This is a genomic window from Brevundimonas sp. TWP3-1-2b1, from assembly GCF_049896165.1.
GTDB lineage: Bacteria > Pseudomonadota > Alphaproteobacteria > Caulobacterales > Caulobacteraceae > Brevundimonas > Brevundimonas subvibrioides_B.
In genome coordinates this window covers 206569-224250 of the sequence record NZ_JAFCTT010000001.1, presented here as the reverse complement: position 1 = coordinate 224250, position 17682 = coordinate 206569, and the positions used below count along the sequence as shown (strand labels likewise).

Sequence of the window (17682 nt, the reverse complement as noted above, 5' to 3'; positions counted from 1 at the left end):
TTTTACTAAAGCGTCGTGTTTCGGCCATCCTCATTGACCGAGCGCCGGTGTGCGGTAACGCTCCGCTCAAGTTCCAGATTTGCGTCCGCGCGGGTTTCGGGACGGGCGGGCCCAAGGTCCGGCCTAAAAACACACTGCTCATGGAGAAGCCCCTTTGACCGACACTACCTACCGTCGCCGACTTCTCGGCACCTCGATGTTCGCCGGCGCGATGATCGCCGCGACCCTGATGGCAGCGCCCGCCATGGCGCAGAGCGCACAGGACGATGACGACCAGGTCGACGATATCGTCGTCACCGGCTCGCGCATCGCCCGTCAGGACTATGTCGCCAACTCGCCGATCGTCACGGTCACCGCCGAGGACTTCCAGGCCACGGGTTCGGTCAACATCGACACCCTGATCAACGACCTGCCGCAGTTCACGCCCGCCGCGAACGCCACGTCGAACAACCCTTCGGCCGGTGGTCAGGCCAACGTGCAGCTGCGGGGCCTCGGCACCGGCCGCACCCTGGTGCTGCTGAACGGCCGCCGTGTCGTGGCCTCCAACGCCTCTTCGGTCGTCGACCTGAACGTCCTGCCGACCTCGCTGATCAGCTCGATCGAAACGATCACGGGCGGCGCCTCGTCCACCTACGGCTCGGACGCCGTGGCCGGCGTGCTCAACTTCCTGCTCGACGACGATTTCGAGGGAGTCCGGATGGACTTCCAGTACGGCGAAAGCGACCGTAACGACGCCGACTCCAACTCGGTCAACCTGACCATCGGCGGCAAGTTCGGCGACGACCGCGGCCACGCCGTCCTGTCGTTCGACTATTCGCACCGTTCGCCGATCTTCAACGCGGCTCGCCCGTTCTCGAGGATCTCGGGCTTCTCGGGCGCCTCGCCCCTGGGTTCGACCGTCTTCGACGCCCAGAACCTGCCGACGACGGCAGTGGTCAGCGGCTTCATCACCGGCGCCATCGCCGCCAACACCTTCGGCTTCAACAACAACGGCACGCTGTTCACATATCAGGGCGCCCGCGACTACGTTTCGCCGGGCAGCATCGACTTTGAGGGCTTCCGCACCGCTGGCCCGCTGCAGCAGACAGACTTCGCCTACAACACGGGCCCGCTGAACTACGGCGTCCTGCCGCAGAACCGCTACAACGCCTTCGCTGCGGTCTCCTATGAGATCAACCCGTCGGTTGAGGTCTACACCGAGTTCCTGTTCTCGCAGTACGAAAGCTCCAACCTGCTGGCCGCCTCGCCTGCTGCCGCCGGCACCGGTTTCCGCGTTCCGTCGACCAACCCGTTCATCTCGTCCGAGCTGCGCGCGGTCCTGAACAGCCGTCCGAACCCGGCCGGCACCTTCCGTCTGGACAAGCGCTTCAGCGCCCTGGGCTCGCGCGTCGGCAACGAAGCCACCGGCGTCTACCAGTTCACCACGGGCGTCCGCGGCGATCTGGAAGGCACGCGTGACTGGACCTACGACGCCTATCTGTCCTACGGCCGCGTCGACAACACCACGACCCAGACCGGCAACGTCTCGCGTTCGGCGGTTCAGCGTCTGCTCGATGCCGCTGACGGCGGCGCGTCGCTCTGCGCCGGCGGCTTCAACCCGTTCGGTCAATCCACCCTGAGCGCCGCTTGCCAAGCCTACATCGGCCGGAAATCGAAGAACACCACCGTCAACGACCAGCGCGTCTTTGAAGTGAACCTGCAAGGCGGCGTCTTCGACCTGCCGGCCGGTGAAGTCCGCGTCGCCCTGGGCGGCACCTACCGCGAGCAGAACTTCGACTTCATCGCCGACTCCGCGCTGTCGGCCACGGCGCTGCTGCCGTCGTTCAACGGCACGACCACGGTCCTGACGACCCAGAACGACATCGCCGGCTTCAACGCCCAGAACTCCCTGTCCGGTTCGGACCAGGTGTACGAAGGCTACGGCGAAATCCTGATCCCGCTGCTGGCCGATCTGCCGTTCATCCAGCGCCTGGAAACCAACCTCGGCTACCGCGTCTCCAGCTATGGCTCGGTCGGCCTGGTCGAATCCTACAAGGCAGACGCCAACTGGATCGTCGTCGACGGCCTGACCGTTCGCGGCGGCATCCAGCGCGCCGTTCGCGCTCCGTCGATCGGCGAACTGTTCAGCCCGCAGAACACGAACTTCCCGTCGATCGGTTCGCCGACCTCGGGCGGCGCTCCGGCCCTGTCGGCGGATCCCTGCGATATCCGCACCGCCTATCGCTCGACCTCGGGTTCCAACCTGGCGGCCTCGACCAACGCCGCAGTCCGCGCCCTCTGCCTCACGCAGGGCGTTCCGAGCCAGGTCATCGACACCTACACCTACCCGAACCAGCAGGTTCAGGGTCTGTCGGGCGGCAACCCGAACCTGTTCGAGGAAACCGCCGACTCCTACACCGTCGGCGTCGTGCTGCAGTCGCCGTTCCAGAACCCCTGGCTCTCGGGCTTCTCGGGTTCGGTCGACTACTACAACATCGAGATCGCCAACGTGGTCGGCACCGTGTCGGTCACCGAGCAGCTGCGTCGCTGCTTCAACTTCGACGGCGCGTCCAACACGACCTACGATCCGAACAACGTCTACTGCCAGCTGTTCAGCCGCGACCGCGCCTCGGGCCAGGTTACGAACACCTTCGAAACTAACGCCAACCTGGGCGCGCTCGTGACCTCGGGCATCGACTTCCAGGTCGACTGGCGCGCCGCTCTGGTGGACCTCGGTCTGCCGGACTGGGGTTCGCTGGCCGTCAACGTCACGGGCACCAAGCTGGAAGAGTACAAGCGTCAGGACCTGCCGGGCGGCACCTTCACGGACCGCACGGGCACCCTGTCGAACTCGTTCGGCCTGACCCTGCCTGAGTGGAAGTCGCTGACCTCCGTCAACTGGAACATGGGCTCCTTCGGCCTCGGCGTTCGCTGGCGCTACCAGGGCTCGGCCGCGAACTTCAACAACCGCGCCCAGGTCATCGACGCGATCGACTACTTCGACCTGAACGGCTCCTGGGCCGTGAACGACACCGTCGCGATCCGCGCCGGCATCAACAACCTGACCGACGAGATGGCGCCCGTCTATGCGCCGGCCGTCGCGGCCAACACCGATCCGTCCGCCTATGACGTGCTCGGCCGCCGCTACTACGTCGGCGTGAGCGCCCGCTTCTAGAGGCGCGTCGAAGCTAAAACGTTGGGGGCGGCCGATGGTATCGGCCGCCCCTTTCTTTTGTCCGGAAGTCTGGGGAAGCCTGGCTCAATCCGGTTCGGCGAGCAGGGCCAGGAGGGCGAAACTGGCCAGCCAGTGCTCGCCCATATAGTCGCCGGTGACATGGGGCAGGGCGGCGTTGAGGTGGACCTCTGCCGCCTTCAGGGCGACCGGGCGACGCGGGTCATCCGACGCCAGGGACGATGCGACGCCGCGCCAGCACCAGGCCCGGCTGAGGTTCAACCCATCCAGATGGGCGATCTTGCCGTCCGACCGGTCGCTGACCGTGGCGGGAGCGAACAGGGTCGCGGGCTCGCGATGCTCGAGGCGCGGAAGATAGAGATCGAACCAGGATCCGAAGTCCTGATCCTGCATCACGCGACGCATCAGTTCCGACACCATCAGCGTCGGCGACAGGAACTCGTCCTGCGACGGTTCCCAGGCCTGGCAGTCGCGATCGCCGGAATACCAGCGCAGGGCAGCGGCGTGGCACAGGTCGGCCAACTCCGCGTCGGCGGCGCTCTCCGCGTAGTCGAGCGCGAGCCGCAGGGCGAAGGCGGTGTTGTAGTGTGTCCCGGTCCGCACCGGATAGGTCGAGATCGGCAGAAAGGCCTTGAACCGGTCGGCGAAGGCCTCGGCCAGTGGTCGCAGGATCTCGGCCCAGGCGCGGCCGCGCGGGTCAGAGTGGCGACGCAGCTCGGCCTGCAGCATCAGCAGCCAGCCCCAGCCGTAGGGGCGCTCGAAGCCTCGGGCGTTGGGCCGGTCGAGATAGGCGACCTCCGCCGCGACGTTGGCGGGCGTGAACAGCTCGTCCGCCAGATCGGCGATAGCGACGGCCTCGGCCATGTCCGGATACAGGCGGCGCAGGGTGAACAGGGTCCACCAGCCGTGGACGCAGGAGTGCCAGTCGAAACTGCCGAAAAAGACCGGGTGCAGGGCGCGCGGGCCAAGCGCGTCCTCCGGCCCGTTCAGGACGTGATCCAGCTTGTTTGGATATGCCTTCGTCACATGACCGAGGGCGGTGCGGGCGAAGCGGGCTGCCGTGGCGGCGTCGAGAGCCTGGGACATGTCAGAACCGGAAGGCGAGGAAATACATCAGGGCGATGTTGACCCCGAGAAGGATCAGGGCGGTCGGGGCCTGGGCGCGGATGACGCCGTTGAAGGCGGCGTTGCGGTCGGGCAGCTCCAGCAGGTTCGCCGGCACGACGTTGAAGTTGGCGGCCATGGGCGTCAGCAGGGTGCCGCAGAAGCCGGCCAGCATGCCGATGGCGCAGACGATGGCCGGGTCGCCGCCGAACTGTCCGACCACGAAGGGCAGGCCGATGGCGGCGGTCATGACCGGGAAGGCGGCGAAGGCGTTGCCCATGATGACGGTGAACAGGGCCATGCCGAGACAGTAGGCGAGGACGGCGATCAGGGGCGAACTCATCGGCACGGCCTGGGTCACCACCTCTCCGACGACGCCGCCGACGTTGGAGGCCAGGAAGATGGCGCCCAGGGCGGCCAGCATCTGGGGCAGGAGGACGGCCCAGCCGATGGAATCGATCAAGCGGCGCCCTTCATGGAGCGGCGCGGCGACCGGCGGCCGCAGCCAGGCCATGGCGGCGCCGAGGGCGATCAGACAGCCGAGCGCGAGGGCGATCAGGGTCGTCTGGGTCGAGGAGAACAGGGCCTCGCCCCAGCCGGTATGTTTGGCCGCGAGTGTGCCTCCGACGGCGACGACCGGGACGATCAGGGCGGGCAGGAACAGTCCGTCGCCGCGCCGGGCGGCGCCCTCGCGACGTTGCTCCGTCGTGGTGGTTTCGGGCTTGCCGACGCCGAGCTTCGACAGGCCGGCGAGCGCAACGAGGGCGACGACCAGCAGGCCATTGCCGAGGCCGCCGAGATACGACCCGAACAGCATGGACCCGGCCAGCAGGCCCCAGAACAGGGCGCTGCGGATCCGCGTCGGGTGGGCGGGGTCGCGCAATGTCAGGATGGCGAAGGCCAGGAACATCAGTCCGACGAGGATATAGACCTGATCCAGGGTGATCATTGGCCCGTCTCCGTGCGGGCGTCAGAGATCGCCTTGCGGATCGACCGGTCGAAGATCAGCAGGCGGGCGCCGTGGATGAGGAATGCGGCGATGGCGGTGGGGATGGCCCAGACCGACAGCTGCAGCGGCTCGACGATGATGCCGGCCTGTTCGAGGAAGCCGACCATCAGGATGATGGAGCCGATGGCGATGAAGATGTCCTCGCCGAAGAACAGGCCGATGTTGTCGGTCGCGGCCGACATGCCCCGGATACGGTGACGGACCGCGTCGGGCAGGGTCCCGCCGGCCTCGACCTCGGCGGCGCCTTCAGCCATGGGGGCGACAAGGGGACGAACCATCTGGGGGTGGCCGCCGAGCGAGGTCAGGCCGAGTGCGGAGGTCGCCTGACGGATGAAGAGGTAGGCGATCAACAGCCGTCCAGCCGAGGCGGCCCTGACCCGGGCGATCGACATGCGCGCGCGCTCCTGCAGACCGGCGCGCTCCAGCAGGCCGATGACCGGCAGGATCAGCCAGACGACGTGGAAATAGCGGTTGTCGTTGAAGGCGTCTCCGAAGGCGGTCAGGGTCGCGACGCCGGCCTGGAACAGGGCGCTCGCGCTGACGCCGGGCGCAATGGCGGCGCAGACGCCGGTGACGATGGCCGCGGCCAGGATGACCAGCAGCGGATTGATCCGCGCCACGAAGCCCGCGACCACGACCAGTATTCCGAGCAGCACGAGCATTGTTGTCCCTCCCTCTCCCGGTGGGAGAGGGCTTGAGGCTCGCAGAGCGTAGCGATGCGTCAAGCCGAAAGGGTGAGGGCCGTGCGCTTCCGGCGAGATCCGATCCTCACCCTTTCGCGCAAGTCCGATCGCTACGCTCCCGGGCACTCAATCCCTCTCCCACCGGGAGAGGGTTATTTGTGGCCGAATCCGCCGCCGCCTGGGGTCTGGATGACGAAGACGTCGCCGGGCTGCATGGACGTTTCGGCGGTCGAGCCCAGGATTTCCACTGACCCGTCCGCGCGTTCGATCGAATTGGCCCCGACCGAGCCGGGTTCGCCGCCCGCCGCCCCGAACGGCGCGATGCGGCGGTGGCCGGACAGGATGGCGGCGGTCATCGATTCGAGGAACCGCACCCGCCGGGTCGCGCCGTCGCCGCCTTTCGCCGCGCCCGCGCCGCCGGAGCCTCGGCGAATCGAGAACTCTTCCAGCAACACCGGGAAGCGGGTTTCCAGCACCTCTGGATCGGTCAGCCGGCTGTTGGTCATGTGGCTCTGGACCGCGCTCGCGCCGGGGGCGTCCGGGCCGGCGCCCGCGCCGCCGGCGATGGTCTCGTAATACTGGCGGGTCGCGTCGCCGAAGGTGAAGTTGTTCATCGTGCCCTGGCTGGCGGCCAGGATGCCCAGCGCGCCGTACAACGTATCCACCACGGCCTGACTGGTCTCGACGTTGCCGGCCACGACCGCCGCCGGATAGCGGGGGTTCAGCATCGACCGCTCCGGCACGATCAATGTGATGGGCTTCATACAGCCCTCGTTCAGCGGGATGGCGTCGTCGACCAGGGTGCGGAAGACATAGAGGGTCGCCGCCCGGGTGATCGACAGGGGGGCGTTGAAATTGGTCGGGCGCTGGCCGCTGGTCCCGGTGAAGTCGACGACGGCCGTGCGGGCGTCGGGGTCCACGTCGATGCGGACGCAGATGACGGCGCCGTCGTCCATCTCATAGGCGAATGAGCCCGGCTTCAGGGCGGCGATGGCGCGACGGACGGCTTCCTCGGCATTGGACTGGACGTGGGTCATATAGGCCTCGACCACCGGGCGGCCGAACTCGACGACCATGCGGTTGAGTTCATCGGCCCCGCGCTGGCAGGAGGCGACCTGGGCCTTCAGGTCGGCCATGTTCTGATCGACGTTGCGCGACGGCCAGGGACCCGAGGCGAACAGGGTGCGGGTTTCGGCGTCGCGGAGGCGGCCGCCCTCGACCAGCAGGAAGTCGTCGATCAGGACGCCCTCCTGTTCGACCGTGGTGGAGGAGGCGGGCATGGAGCCGGGCGTAATGCCGCCGACGTCGGCGTGATGGCCGCGCGCGGCGACGAAGAAGGCGGGCGCGGCCTCTGCGTCGAGGAAGACCGGCATGATGACGGTGATGTCGGGCAAATGGGTGCCGCCATTGTAGGGGGCGTTCAGCATGACGACGTCGCCCGGCTTCAGGGCCGCACCGCGCGAGGCGATGACGACGCGGATGCTCTCGCCCATCGAGCCGAGGTGGACCGGAATGTGCGGGGCGTTGGCGATCAGGGCGCCCGCGCTGTCGAAGATGGCGCAGGAGAAGTCGAGCCGCTCCTTGATGTTCACCGACCAGGCGGTGGCGCGCAGGGCCTCTCCCATCTGTTCGGCGCAGGCCATGAAGCGACTGTTGAACACCTCCAGCAGGATGAGGTCGGCGTGGGTTCCGACGGGGGCGCGGTTGGCGAGCGGGGTGGTGCGCTCGAGAATCAGGTTGGCCGAGGCGTCGACGCGAGCGGACCAGCCGGGTTCGACGATGGTGGTGCCGGTGGATTCGAGGATCACGGCGGGGCCGGCGATGCGGGCGTCGGGGGCCAGATGGTCGCGGTGGTGAACGGGGGTGTCGTGGTCTGCGCCGGCGAGGCGGACGGACACGGACCGGGCCTCTCCCTCCCCCTCGGGGGAGGGCAGGCGCGAAGCGCCGGGTGGGGGCGGCAAGGCTACGCCCCGTACGACTGACTCTGTATTGCCTTGCCGCCCCCACCCGGTCTTCGCTGCGCTCCGACCACCCTCCCCCGAGGGGGAGGGAGAAGATACGGCCTCGACTTCCAGCATCTCCACGATCAGCGGCTTGTCCTCGGCGAAGAAGCCGAAGCGCTGGCGGTGCAGGGTCCCGAAGGCGGCGGCCATGTCCGCAGCAGGGCCGAAGGCGACGGTCAGGGGGGTGTCGCTACCGGCGAACTTGATCTCGGCGCGGGCCTCGGTGGTGATGGAGGCGGCGGGCAGACCCTGGGCCAGGAGATCGGCGCGGGCCTCGGCGTCGAGGGCGGCGACGCGGTTGGCCAACGCGGCGTCTGAGGCGGGGGCCAGCGGGGCGGCGACGGTGGTCTGGCGGATGGTCCGCACCGAGGCCAGGCCCATTCCGTAGGCGGAGAGGACGCCTGCAAACGGATGCAGCATCACCGTCGTCATGCCCAGGGCGTCGGCGACGAGACAGGCATGCTGGCCGCCCGCGCCGCCGAAACAGTTCAGGACATAGCCGGTCAGGTCATGGCCGCGCTGGATGGAGATCGACTTGATCGCCTCGGCCATGTTCTGGACGGCGATAGCGATGAAGCCCTCGGCGAGGTCGAGCGGATCCGTCGGGCGGCCGGTGGCGGCGGCGACCTCGGCGGCGAGGGCGTCGAACTTCTGCGCGACGGCGGCGTGGTCCAGCGGCCGGTCGCCGTCGGGGCCGAAGACGGCGGGGAAAAACTCGGGACGCAGCTTGCCGAGCAGGACGTTGCAGTCGGTCACCGTCAGGGGGCCGCCGCGGCGGTAGGCGGCGGGGCCAGGCACGGCGCCGGCGGATTCTGGCCCGACCCGCAGGCGTGATCCGTCGAAGCGGCAGATGGACCCGCCGCCGGCCGCCACCGTGTGGATCGACAGCATGGGGGCGCGCAGTCGGACGCCCGCGACCACGGCGTCCGAGGTCCGCTCGAAACTGCCGGAATAGTGGGAGACGTCGGTCGAGGTGCCGCCCATGTCGAAGCCGATGACGTGGTCGAAGCCGGCGGCCTCGGCCGTCGCCCCCATGCCGACCACGCCGCCGGCCGGGCCGGACAGGATGGCGTCCTTGCCCCGGAAGGCGGAGGGGCTGGCGAGGCCGCCGGACGACTGCATGAACATCAGGGGGACGTCGGGGCCGAGGGCCTTGCCGACGCGGGCGACATAGGCGTCGAGCACTGGCGACAGATAGGCGTCGGCCACCGTCGTGTCGCCGCGTCCGATCAGCTTGATCAGGGCGCCGACCTCATGGCTGACCGAGATCTGGGTGAAGCCGATCTCGCGGGCGATCCCGGCGAGGCGGGTCTCGTGATCGGTGAAGCGCCAGCCGTGGACGAGGACGATGGCGAGGGCGCGGTAGCCGTCGGCGAAGGCGGCGGTCAGGGCCTGGCGAGCCGAAGCCTCGTCCAGCGGGCGGTCGATGGCCCCGTCAGCACGGACGCGTTCGTCGATCTCGATGACCCGGTCGTGCAGAGGTTCGGGCAGGACGACATGGCGGGCGAAGATGTCGGGTCGGGCCTGCCAGCCGATACGCAGCGCATCACCGAAGCCGCGCGTGATGGCCAGGACCGTCGGCTCGCCCTTGCGTTCGAGCAGGGCGTTGGTCGCCACCGTCGTGCCCATGCGGATGTCGGAGACGACGCCCGCCGGCAGGGAGCCGGAACCGGCGCCGAGGATGCGCCGCACGCCCTCGACGGCGGCATCCTCGTACTGATCCGGGTTGTCCGACAGGAGCTTGGCCGTGGTCAGGGCGCCGTCGGGCGCGCGGGCGACGATGTCGGTGAACGTGCCGCCCCGGTCGATCCAGAACCGCCAACCCTCGGTCGATGTCGTGTCGCTCGCCATCCCCGATCCATCGCGGATCGGGACGGCGGCGGCAAGGCTTCAGACCGCCAGACGCTGCCGGTCGGCCTCTAGGAAGGCGACGATGTCGGGGATGGTCGTGCGTGGGTTGCGGGTGTGCGGATAGGCATGGGCGGTGCGCGGTTTGCGGTCGAACCAGATCTCGTCGACGACCTCGGGCGGACGGGTCGCGGCCAGCCAGTCGATGGTGTCGGCGCCCTCGTGGTCGTTCCTCAGGATCGGGGCGAGGATTCTGCGGAACTTCGGCAGGCTGGTCTTCACCCCGGCGGTGTCGGCCCAGCCGGGGTGGACGGCGTAGGTTCTGATCCCGTCGGCGGCCCAGGCCGCGCGCCAATGCTCCGCGAGAGCCAGTTGCGCGCGCTTGTGGGCGGCATAGGCGGCGAAACCGTTGAAATGCTCCTCGGGAATGTTGAGCATCTTCTTGTTGAGGGCGAGGTTATAGAGGCCGCCGGAGACGACGTTGATAATCGCGGCTCCGGGCTTGAGTTCGCCGGCCCTGTGCAGGTCCTCGGTCAGGATCCAGTGGCTCAGCAGGTTGGTGGCGTAGGAGGTCTCCAGCCCCTCGTGGGTCGCCTGATAGTGGCGCAACAGGAGGCCGACGTTGTTGACGACGACGTCGAACTTCACCGCGGCGATCTCGGGCCGTTTCGACAGGCCGGCGACGGCGGCCATCGATGACAGGTCGCAGGTGACGGGCACGATCTTGCCGGGACCTTTGGCCTCACGCACCAGGTCGCCGAGGGCCCGCACATTGCGGCCGACGGCGTAGACGGTCGCGCCCTTGGCGGTGGCGCGCAGCGCCGTGGCCTTGCCGAGGCCGCCCGTTGCGCCGGTCACCAGCCAGTTCTGGCCGGCGTAGTTCGCCTTCACCGGCTTGAACGGCAGGCCGCGCGCGATATAGCCAACGCGGGTGAAGGACGGCGCGAAGCGGGCGTAGAAATTCACCGACTTCATCAGCGCCTGCCAGAAGGGGGGCTCGGCCATGGACGTCTCTCCGCGCGACCCGCTGTCGCTTGCGTAAGCACACTAATCGTTCGGAGGCGCTTGGCAAGCAGCTTGCGTTTCTGGACTTATCGCTTCACCGTTGATGCAGAAGGCGCGTCGACTGCGTCGGGAGGCGCGATGACCAGACCCATCCGGGTGATCCAGTGGGCGACCGGCTCGATGGGCAAGGCCTGTCTGCGGGCCGTGCTGGACGACGACCGGTTCCAGCTGGTCGGCCTGCTCGTCTACGGCGAGGCCAAGGCCGGACGCGACGCGGGCGACATCGCGCGGCGGCCCGAGACGGGGGTGATCGCGACCCGTTCGATCGACGAGATCCTGGCGCTCGACGCCGACGTGGTGATCCACGCCCCGATGCTGTCCGCCCCCTATGTCGGACATGATACCGACGTGAAGCGGCTGCTGGAATCCGGCAAGAACGTCGTCAGCATCAACCACTATTTCGAGCCCGCCGCCCTGGGTCTCGACTATGCGAACGGGCTGGCGGACAGTGCGCACAAGGGCGGGGTGACCCTGGCGGGGACCGGCGTCAATCCGGGCTGGGTGGCGGAGCGGATGGCGGCCAACGCCGTCGCCCTGTGCCTGTCGCACAGCAACATCGCGACCCGGGAGATCATCGACTGCACAACGGTTCCTAACCCCGACTACGTCTTCGGAGCCCTGGGTTTCGGCTCTGCGGCGGGAGAGATCGATCTGACGAACGGGCCGCTGGCGGAGACTTTCACGGCCATGTTCTCCCAGAGCGTCGAGGGGCTGGCCCAGAGGCTCGGCCTGTCGCTCGACCGGTTCGAACCGGACCATGCAGTCAGCCTGGCCGAGCGCGACCTGACCATTGCGGCGGGGCTGATTCCCAAGGGCACGGTCTCGGCGACGACCTGGCGCGTGCACGGCCTGATCGACGGCGTCCGGCGCATCACCCATGAGGTCAACTGGATCATGGATCCGGCCCAGGCGCCGTTCGCCGGCAAGCCGCACTGGGAGATCGAGGTCGACGGCCTGCCTGGCGTCCGGATCGCTATAGATCTGGTCGACACGGCCCCTGATGGGGTCCGCACCCGGCCCGAACAGTTCGCCGTGGCGGCCATGGTGATCCAGGCCCTCCCGCGCGTCGTCGCGGCGGCGCCGGGCCTGCTGAGGCTCTAAAGCGGCCAGGCCGGCTTGCCTGCTAACGCAAGCCATGTCACTTTTGTTTCAAGACTTAATAACAGTCATCGGAGGATATCAAGATGGCCGACCGCGACTCTGAGGTGCAGGCTCTGCTCGAAAAGAAGGCGATCGAGGAGGTGCTGCTGAAGTTTCTTCGTGGCTGCGATCGTGCCGACCTCGACCTCGTTGAACGCGCCTATTGGCCGGACGGCTGGGAGGATCATGGCGGTACCTTCGACGGGCCAGCGTCCGAATGGGTGGCCGTGATCAAGGAGCGACTGCCCAAGGCCGGGCTGATGAACCATATGGCCGTGAACCTGATCATCGATCTGAAGTCGGCGACCACGGCGACGGCCGAATGCTACATCCTCACCGCCTCGCGCCTGACGGTAAAGGGACAGGAGTTCGACACCCGGACACTGGCCCGCTGCGTCGATCAGATGGAGAAGCGGGGCGCCGAATGGCGCATCTTCCGCCGCACCATGTGCTGGGAATGGAACGAGGAGCACGAGCTCTCCGAGACCTGGGCTCGGGGCGCCATCACCCGGGACGCCTCGGTGCTGCGGCGCGGGGCCAAGAAGCCTGACGACATCATCTACACTGCGGCCTGAGGCGAGCGCATGGACATCCAGGGCTGTGTCGCCATCGTCACCGGGGCCAACCGTGGCATCGGCGAAGGCTTCGTCCATGTGCTGATCTCCGAGGGGGCGGCCAGGGTCTATGCGGCGGCCCGCGACCCGGCCTCGGCCAGACACCTCGAGGAGCAGTATCCCGGCAAGGTGGTCGCGGTGCGCCTCGATGTTTCGAAGCCGGACCAGATCGTCGCCGCGGCCGCCGCCTGTCCCGACGTCTCTGTGGTGGTCAATAACGCCGGAGCGTTCCACAACAGGTTGCTGATCGGCTCCGACGACATCTCCGCTGCGCGCGACGAGATGGAGGTCAACTATTTCGGGCCGCTGCTGATGGCGCGGGCCTTCGCTCCGGCGCTCAAGGCCAACGGCGGGGGCGCGATCCTGAACGTGCTGTCGGTCGGGGGCATCGTCGCCGTGCCCAACATGGGCGGCTACAGCCCGTCCAAGTTCGCCATGCGCGCCGCCGGATCCTGCATCCGCGCCGAGCTGGCCGGGCAGGGGACGAGCGTCACCTCCCTGATCGTCGGCTCGGTCGACACCCGGATGGCCTCGCATGTGAAGGGCGCCAAGGCGGCGCCGGAGGATATCGCCCGCGCCGCCATGAAGGGCATCACCCGGGGCATCGACGAGATCGACACCGACCGGTTCGCGATCGAGAGCCGCGCCGCCCTGGCCCGCGATCCCAAGGGGATGGAGCGGGGCATGGCCAAGATGCTGCATGCCAAGGAACTGTCGACCGGCCGCTAGACGCCGGATCAATAACGGGGAGACGAGACCATGCCGCCCATCACCGAAATCCTGAGCATTCTCGGGATCAACTTCCTGATCGCCCTGGCGTCCTTCGTGATCCTGTGGCGGGTCGGGTGCGCCATCAAGGACGTGTCCTTCATCGACGCCTGGTGGGCGCTGGGCCTGGCCCTGATGGCGGTGACGACCTTCTTCATGGCCGACGGCGCGCCCGAGCGGATGCAGTTGATCACCGTCCTGACCTGCGTCTGGGGGCTGCGGCTGGGTCTCTACATCCTGTGGCGCTGGCGCTCGCACGGGCCGGACAGGCGCTATGTGAAGATGCTGGACCGGGCCATGGAGGGGAAGGGCTGGAGCTTCGGCAAGGCGTCCTGGCGCCTGGTCTTCATGACCCAGGCCCCGATCCTGTGGGCGACCAGCCTGCCTGTGCAACTGGGTCAGATGTCGTCGACGCCGGTCGAGGTCGGGACCCTGGGCTGGGCGTGCGCCGGGCTCGTGGTGTTCGGCGTCTGCTTCGAGAGCCTGGCCGATTATCAGCTTGTGAAGTTCAAGGCGGACCCGGCCAACGCAGGCAAGGTGTTCGACAGCGGCCTGTGGCGTTATACGCGGCACCCCAACTATTTCGGCGATCTGTGCACATGGTTCGGTCTGTTCGGCATCGCCGCCGAGACGACGCTGGGCCTGTTCGGCATCGTCGGGCCACTGCTGCTGCTGGTGCTGTTCCTCAAATATTCGGGTGGTCCTTCGTACGAGAAGCGGCTGACCTATCATCGGCCCGGATATGCGGACTACATTGCCCGGACCAGTCCTCTGATCCCGTGGCCGCCCAGGCGCGCGGCGGCTGACGGGACGAACCCCGCCTGATGGAATCCGCGATGCGTCGTCCGAACCGCCCCCGCACCCTGTCGACGGCGATGACGGACCTGTCCGGCGTGCGGGCGGTCGGCATGCTGTTGAACATCCATGCGGAACGTGATCCGGACCGCCCGGCCCTGACCTTCGAAGGCGTGACCCTGACGCGGCGCGAGCTGGCGGACCGGGTCAACCGGCGGGCGCGGACGTTGCAGAGGGCGGGGGTGGTCGAGGGGGACTTCGTCGCCATCGCCCTGCCCAACTGTCCGGCGTTCCTGGAGCTGGCGTTCGCGGTGTGGGCGCTCGGCGCCACGCCGGCGCCCCTGTCGCACAAGCTGCCGGCAGCAGAGCTGGCGGGCATAATCGAACTGCTCCAGCCGCGCCTGATCGTCATCGACGATGCGGCCAAGGCCGGCGCGACAAGGCGGCTGTCGGAGGCGGAGACCTGGGACGCCTCTGCCGACGCCTCTCCCTTGCCGGAGATCGCATCGAAACACCTCAAGGCCATCGCCAGCGGCGGTTCGACCGGGCGGCCCAAGGTGATCGTCGACATGGCCCCGGCCATGGCGGATCCCGACATCCTGCTGCTCGGCATGATCCCCGAGGACGTGCTGCTGAACCCCGGCCCGCTCTATCACGCGGCGCCGTTCGGCATGACCTGTCTGGCCATGGGCTGGGGCGTGCACATCATCCTGATGCCGCGCTTCGACGCGGAGGAAACGCTGCGGCTGGTCGACCGGTACAAGGTCAGCTGGCTGTTCCAGGTGCCGACCATGATGCACCGCATCTGGTCGCTGCCGGACGAGGTGAAGGCGAAGTACGACATGTCGTCGGTCGACGCCGTGATGCATATCGCCGCCGCCTGTCCGCCGTGGCTGAAGCAGAAGTGGATCGACTGGGTCGGACCGGAAACAGTCTGGGAAATCTACACCGGCACCGAGGCCCTGGGCGGCACCGGCATTCGCGGCGTCGAATGGCTGGATCACCCCGGCTCGGTCGGCAAGGTGCTGCCCGGCTACGAGATGAAGGTGCTGGACGAGGCGGGCGAGCCCTGCGCGCCAGGCGAGGTCGGCGAGATCTATTTCATGCCGCTGCGGGGGCAGGGGACGACCTACAGATACCTCGGCGCCGAACCGCGCGCGAACGGGACGTTCGAGACCCTGGGCGACATGGGCTATGTCGACGAGGACGGCTGGCTGTATCTGGCCGACCGGCGCGTGGACATGATCGTCTCGGGGGGCGCCAACGTCTATCCGGCCGAGGTCGAGGCGGCGATCGACAGCTTCCCCGGCGTCCTGTGCAGCGTGGTGGTGGGCCTGCCCGACGCCGACTTCGGTCAGCGGGTGCACGCCATCGTCGAGACGGCGGACGGGGTGCTCGACGAGGCTGGGCTGAACGCCTTACTCGCCGAGCGGATCGCGCCCTACAAGCGGCCTCGGTCGCTGGAGGTCACGACCGAACGCCTGCGCGACGACGCCGGCAAGGTGAGGCGTTCGGCCTTGCGGGCCGAGCGGATGCAGGCCGTTTAAGGGTGCGAATTGCACTCGGAGAACACCGAGTCCAGCGCGTGCAATTCCGAACGCGATCTCGCATCAAAAGGATGCAAGTTATTGGTTTAATAGGCTAAAGTCGAACTGAGTCAGCGTCAGGACGCGGCCGGATCCTTCATCTGGAAATAGTCGCGCCAGGCGACAATCTTGCCGTCCCGGAATTCGATGATTCCCATATAGGGATGGGAGACGCTGACGCCGTCGGCGTTGACGTAGTCCTCCTGCCCCTCGGTCAGCACCTTGTCGCCGTTCTCGGCCCAGTTCACGAGCGTCCACTTGGTCGCCGAGTGGTTGGCCCAGTATTTGGTGATGAACCTGTCGACCCACTCCTTCCCGACCAGGGGGCGGGTGCCGACGTGGTAGTGGTACTCGACGTCGTCGGCGAAGAAGTCGAGGAAGGCGGGTTTGTCGCGCGCCTCCGACACGACCATCAGCGCCCGCAGGCGATCGATCGGCGCGCTCACGCCGTCGCCTTTGCGGCCTCGGGCCTCGCCGGGGCATGAACCTGCGAGGTGTCGTAGTAGTCGCGCATCCTGTAGATCAGGCCGTCGCGGACCTGGAAGACCTGGACGAAGGGGTTGTCGATCTTCACGCCCGACGCGCGGTCGACCAGGACCTCCATCCCCTCGACGAACAGGACCTCGCCGTTCTCGGCCGAATGGGTGACCCGCCACTCCTGCTGGTCGAAGCCGGCCTCGTAGTTGGAGAGGAATTTCCGCATCTTGTCCTTGCCGACGGCCGGACGTTTTGTGGGGTGCCAGTGGTATTCGATGTCGTCGGCGAGGGTGGCGATGAAGCCCTCCACATCGCGCTTCTTCCAGGCGGCCATCATGGCCTCCACGACCTTCATGTTCTCGGCCACGCGTCGTCTCCCATGCGTTCTCGCTGGAGAAACGCTAGGACGATAAGTCTGCTAATGCAAGCGCTAGAAGGCTGCTTTCAAACCCGGACTGATCTCATGCCGAAGGCTTGATCCGCCCCGCCTTCATCACCACCGTCTCGAGTGTCAGACGGCCCTTGCATGCGCTGCAACTGATCTGCGGATTCAGCGGCTCTCCGCAGACGTGCCGGATCTTGACGGGCGGCCCGGCCCGATCCTTCAGGTGGGTGTCGGCCCAGGTCATCATGGCCAGGGCATGGGGATAGAGGTCCTGGCCCTTCTTGGTGAGCCGGTACTGATAGCGGGGCGGCGTCATCTCATAGAGGCGTCGCTCGAAGATCCCCGACATCTCCAGTGTTCGCAGACGGTCGGTCAGGATGTTGGACGCGATGCCGAGAACGCCCTGGATCTCGTCGAAACGGTGGAGGCCGAAATACTGGACGCTGACCACAAGGGCAGTCCAGCGGTCGCCGAGCAGATCGACCAGTTCGATGGTCGGCGCCTCGTCGTTCGGCTGGCGGCGACGATGCATCCGCTGCACCGGCAACCGCTCCATCCCCTGTCCGGGACCTTCGGTGTAGGTGCAGGTGTGCAGGGTGAGGGGCTCGCCGCAGCCGCCACAGCGCAGTTCGGGCAGCATGGGCTTGCCGCACTCCGTGTGGGTGAAGACGGTCGGGGCCCGGCCGCCGGTCACGCCCCAGCGCACGCCCCAGCCCCACATCAGCATCATGGAATCGAACAGGCCGAGGCCGCGCGGCGTCAGGTGATAGGCCATGCGCACACCCTCGTCGCGGTGGGGCTTCCTGACCAGGATGCCGTGCCGCTCCAGCGCCGCCAGACGGCTGGACAGGGTCGAGCGGGCGCCGCCCAGACGGGCGTGGAATTCCTCGAACCGTGTGGCCCCCAGAAAGGCCTCCTGCACGACCAGCAGGCTCCAGCGATCGCCCAGGGCATTGAGGGCCCGGTTGACGGAGCTCTTTGGCACCAGACGAATTTTCGGCGCGACGCGGGACATGCCCCCTATTAGGCGACG

14 protein-coding genes are annotated in these 17682 nt (G+C 67.7%); 6 read left to right on the top strand and 8 right to left on the bottom strand.

The window, feature by feature from the left end; genetic code table 11:
- The first annotated feature begins 154 nt into the window (after nt 1-154).
- Nucleotides 155-3154 (top strand): TonB-dependent receptor domain-containing protein, encoded by a 3000-nt coding sequence (locus ACP7AB_RS01065; RefSeq protein WP_425988061.1) that lies wholly within the window; start codon nt 155-157, stop codon nt 3152-3154.
- A gap of 84 nt (nt 3155-3238) precedes the next feature.
- On the opposite strand, the gene ACP7AB_RS01060 is transcribed toward ACP7AB_RS01065, so the two are convergent.
- From ACP7AB_RS01060 to ACP7AB_RS01040, 5 genes are all read right to left on the bottom strand, one after another.
- The gene (locus ACP7AB_RS01060; protein ID WP_425988059.1) at nt 3239-4258 is read right to left on the bottom strand and encodes a DUF2891 domain-containing protein; all 1020 of its coding nucleotides are present in this window, start codon (nt 4256-4258) and stop codon (nt 3239-3241) included.
- 1 nt (nt 4259) lies between these two features.
- Complete coding sequence (locus ACP7AB_RS01055) at nt 4260-5225, bottom strand: DUF979 domain-containing protein (protein WP_425988057.1); 966 nt, start codon at nt 5223-5225, stop codon at nt 4260-4262.
- Nucleotides 5222-5947 carry a DUF969 domain-containing protein gene (locus ACP7AB_RS01050; protein ID WP_425988055.1) on the bottom strand — a complete coding sequence of 242 codons (726 nt, stop codon included), beginning with the start codon at nt 5945-5947 and terminating at the stop codon, nt 5222-5224. The genes ACP7AB_RS01055 and ACP7AB_RS01050 overlap by 4 nt, the downstream gene beginning before the upstream one ends.
- Before the next feature lie 173 nt (nt 5948-6120).
- On the bottom strand, nt 6121-9822 hold the full coding sequence (locus ACP7AB_RS01045; protein ID WP_425988054.1) for a hydantoinase B/oxoprolinase family protein: 3702 nt from the start codon (nt 9820-9822) through the stop codon (nt 6121-6123).
- 39 nt (nt 9823-9861) lie between these two features.
- A complete protein-coding gene (locus ACP7AB_RS01040; protein ID WP_425988052.1) occupies nt 9862-10824 on the bottom strand; it encodes an SDR family NAD(P)-dependent oxidoreductase in 963 nt (320 codons plus the stop codon).
- Nucleotides 10825-10962: 138 nt separating this feature from the next.
- Here ACP7AB_RS01040 and ACP7AB_RS01035 point away from each other — a divergent pair, with 138 nt between their 5' ends.
- From ACP7AB_RS01035 to ACP7AB_RS01015, 5 genes are all read left to right on the top strand, one after another.
- A complete protein-coding gene (locus tag ACP7AB_RS01035; protein WP_425988050.1) occupies nt 10963-11985 on the top strand; it encodes a hypothetical protein in 1023 nt (340 codons plus the stop codon).
- 83 nt (nt 11986-12068) lie between these two features.
- Complete coding sequence (locus ACP7AB_RS01030) at nt 12069-12599, top strand: nuclear transport factor 2 family protein (RefSeq protein ID WP_425988047.1); 531 nt, start codon at nt 12069-12071, stop codon at nt 12597-12599.
- Between the two features lie 9 nt (nt 12600-12608).
- Nucleotides 12609-13367, top strand: coding sequence for an SDR family oxidoreductase (locus ACP7AB_RS01025; protein ID WP_425988045.1), 759 nt, complete (start codon nt 12609-12611; stop codon nt 13365-13367).
- A 30-nt stretch (nt 13368-13397) separates the two neighbouring features.
- Nucleotides 13398-14231: a DUF1295 domain-containing protein gene (locus ACP7AB_RS01020; protein WP_425988043.1), complete on the top strand. Its 834-nt coding sequence runs from the start codon at nt 13398-13400 to the stop codon at nt 14229-14231.
- Between the two features lie 11 nt (nt 14232-14242).
- Nucleotides 14243-15748 (top strand): AMP-binding protein, encoded by a 1506-nt coding sequence (locus ACP7AB_RS01015; RefSeq protein WP_425988041.1) that lies wholly within the window; start codon nt 14243-14245, stop codon nt 15746-15748.
- A gap of 116 nt (nt 15749-15864) precedes the next feature.
- Here the strand turns inward: ACP7AB_RS01015 and ACP7AB_RS01010 are convergent, their stop codons facing one another.
- The 3 genes from ACP7AB_RS01010 to ACP7AB_RS01000 all read right to left on the bottom strand — a co-directional run bounded on the left by ACP7AB_RS01010 (nt 15865) and on the right by ACP7AB_RS01000 (nt 17634).
- Nucleotides 15865-16233: a nuclear transport factor 2 family protein gene (locus tag ACP7AB_RS01010; RefSeq protein ID WP_425988039.1), complete on the bottom strand. Its 369-nt coding sequence runs from the start codon at nt 16231-16233 to the stop codon at nt 15865-15867.
- Entirely contained in the window at nt 16230-16631 is a 402-nt protein-coding gene (locus tag ACP7AB_RS01005) for a nuclear transport factor 2 family protein (protein WP_425988037.1), read from the bottom strand. Before ACP7AB_RS01005 ends, ACP7AB_RS01010 begins: the two co-directional genes overlap by 4 nt.
- 94 nt (nt 16632-16725) lie before the next feature.
- A complete protein-coding gene (locus ACP7AB_RS01000; protein ID WP_425988033.1) occupies nt 16726-17634 on the bottom strand; it encodes a winged helix-turn-helix transcriptional regulator in 909 nt (302 codons plus the stop codon).
- Nucleotides 17635-17682 lie beyond the last annotated feature (48 nt).

Excerpts from the sequence above, each read along its gene's own strand:
- ACP7AB_RS01040 (WP_425988052.1), bottom strand. The coding sequence starts at position 10,824 with ATGGCCGAGCCCCCCTTCTGGCAGGCGCTGATGAAGTCGGTGAATTTC.
- ACP7AB_RS01025 (WP_425988045.1), top strand. The coding sequence starts at position 12,609 with ATGGACATCCAGGGCTGTGTCGCCATCGTCACCGGGGCCAACCGTGGC.
- ACP7AB_RS01030 (WP_425988047.1), top strand. The coding sequence starts at position 12,069 with ATGGCCGACCGCGACTCTGAGGTGCAGGCTCTGCTCGAAAAGAAGGCG.
- ACP7AB_RS01050 (WP_425988055.1), bottom strand. The coding sequence starts at position 5,947 with ATGCTCGTGCTGCTCGGAATACTGGTCGTGGTCGCGGGCTTCGTGGCG.
- ACP7AB_RS01015 (WP_425988041.1), top strand. The coding sequence starts at position 14,243 with ATGCGTCGTCCGAACCGCCCCCGCACCCTGTCGACGGCGATGACGGAC.
- ACP7AB_RS01060 (WP_425988059.1), bottom strand. The coding sequence starts at position 4,258 with ATGTCCCAGGCTCTCGACGCCGCCACGGCAGCCCGCTTCGCCCGCACC.
- ACP7AB_RS01055 (WP_425988057.1), bottom strand. The coding sequence starts at position 5,225 with ATGATCACCCTGGATCAGGTCTATATCCTCGTCGGACTGATGTTCCTG.
- ACP7AB_RS01045 (WP_425988054.1), bottom strand. The coding sequence starts at position 9,822 with ATGGCGAGCGACACGACATCGACCGAGGGTTGGCGGTTCTGGATCGAC.
- ACP7AB_RS01035 (WP_425988050.1), top strand. The coding sequence starts at position 10,963 with ATGACCAGACCCATCCGGGTGATCCAGTGGGCGACCGGCTCGATGGGC.
- ACP7AB_RS01020 (WP_425988043.1), top strand. The coding sequence starts at position 13,398 with ATGCCGCCCATCACCGAAATCCTGAGCATTCTCGGGATCAACTTCCTG.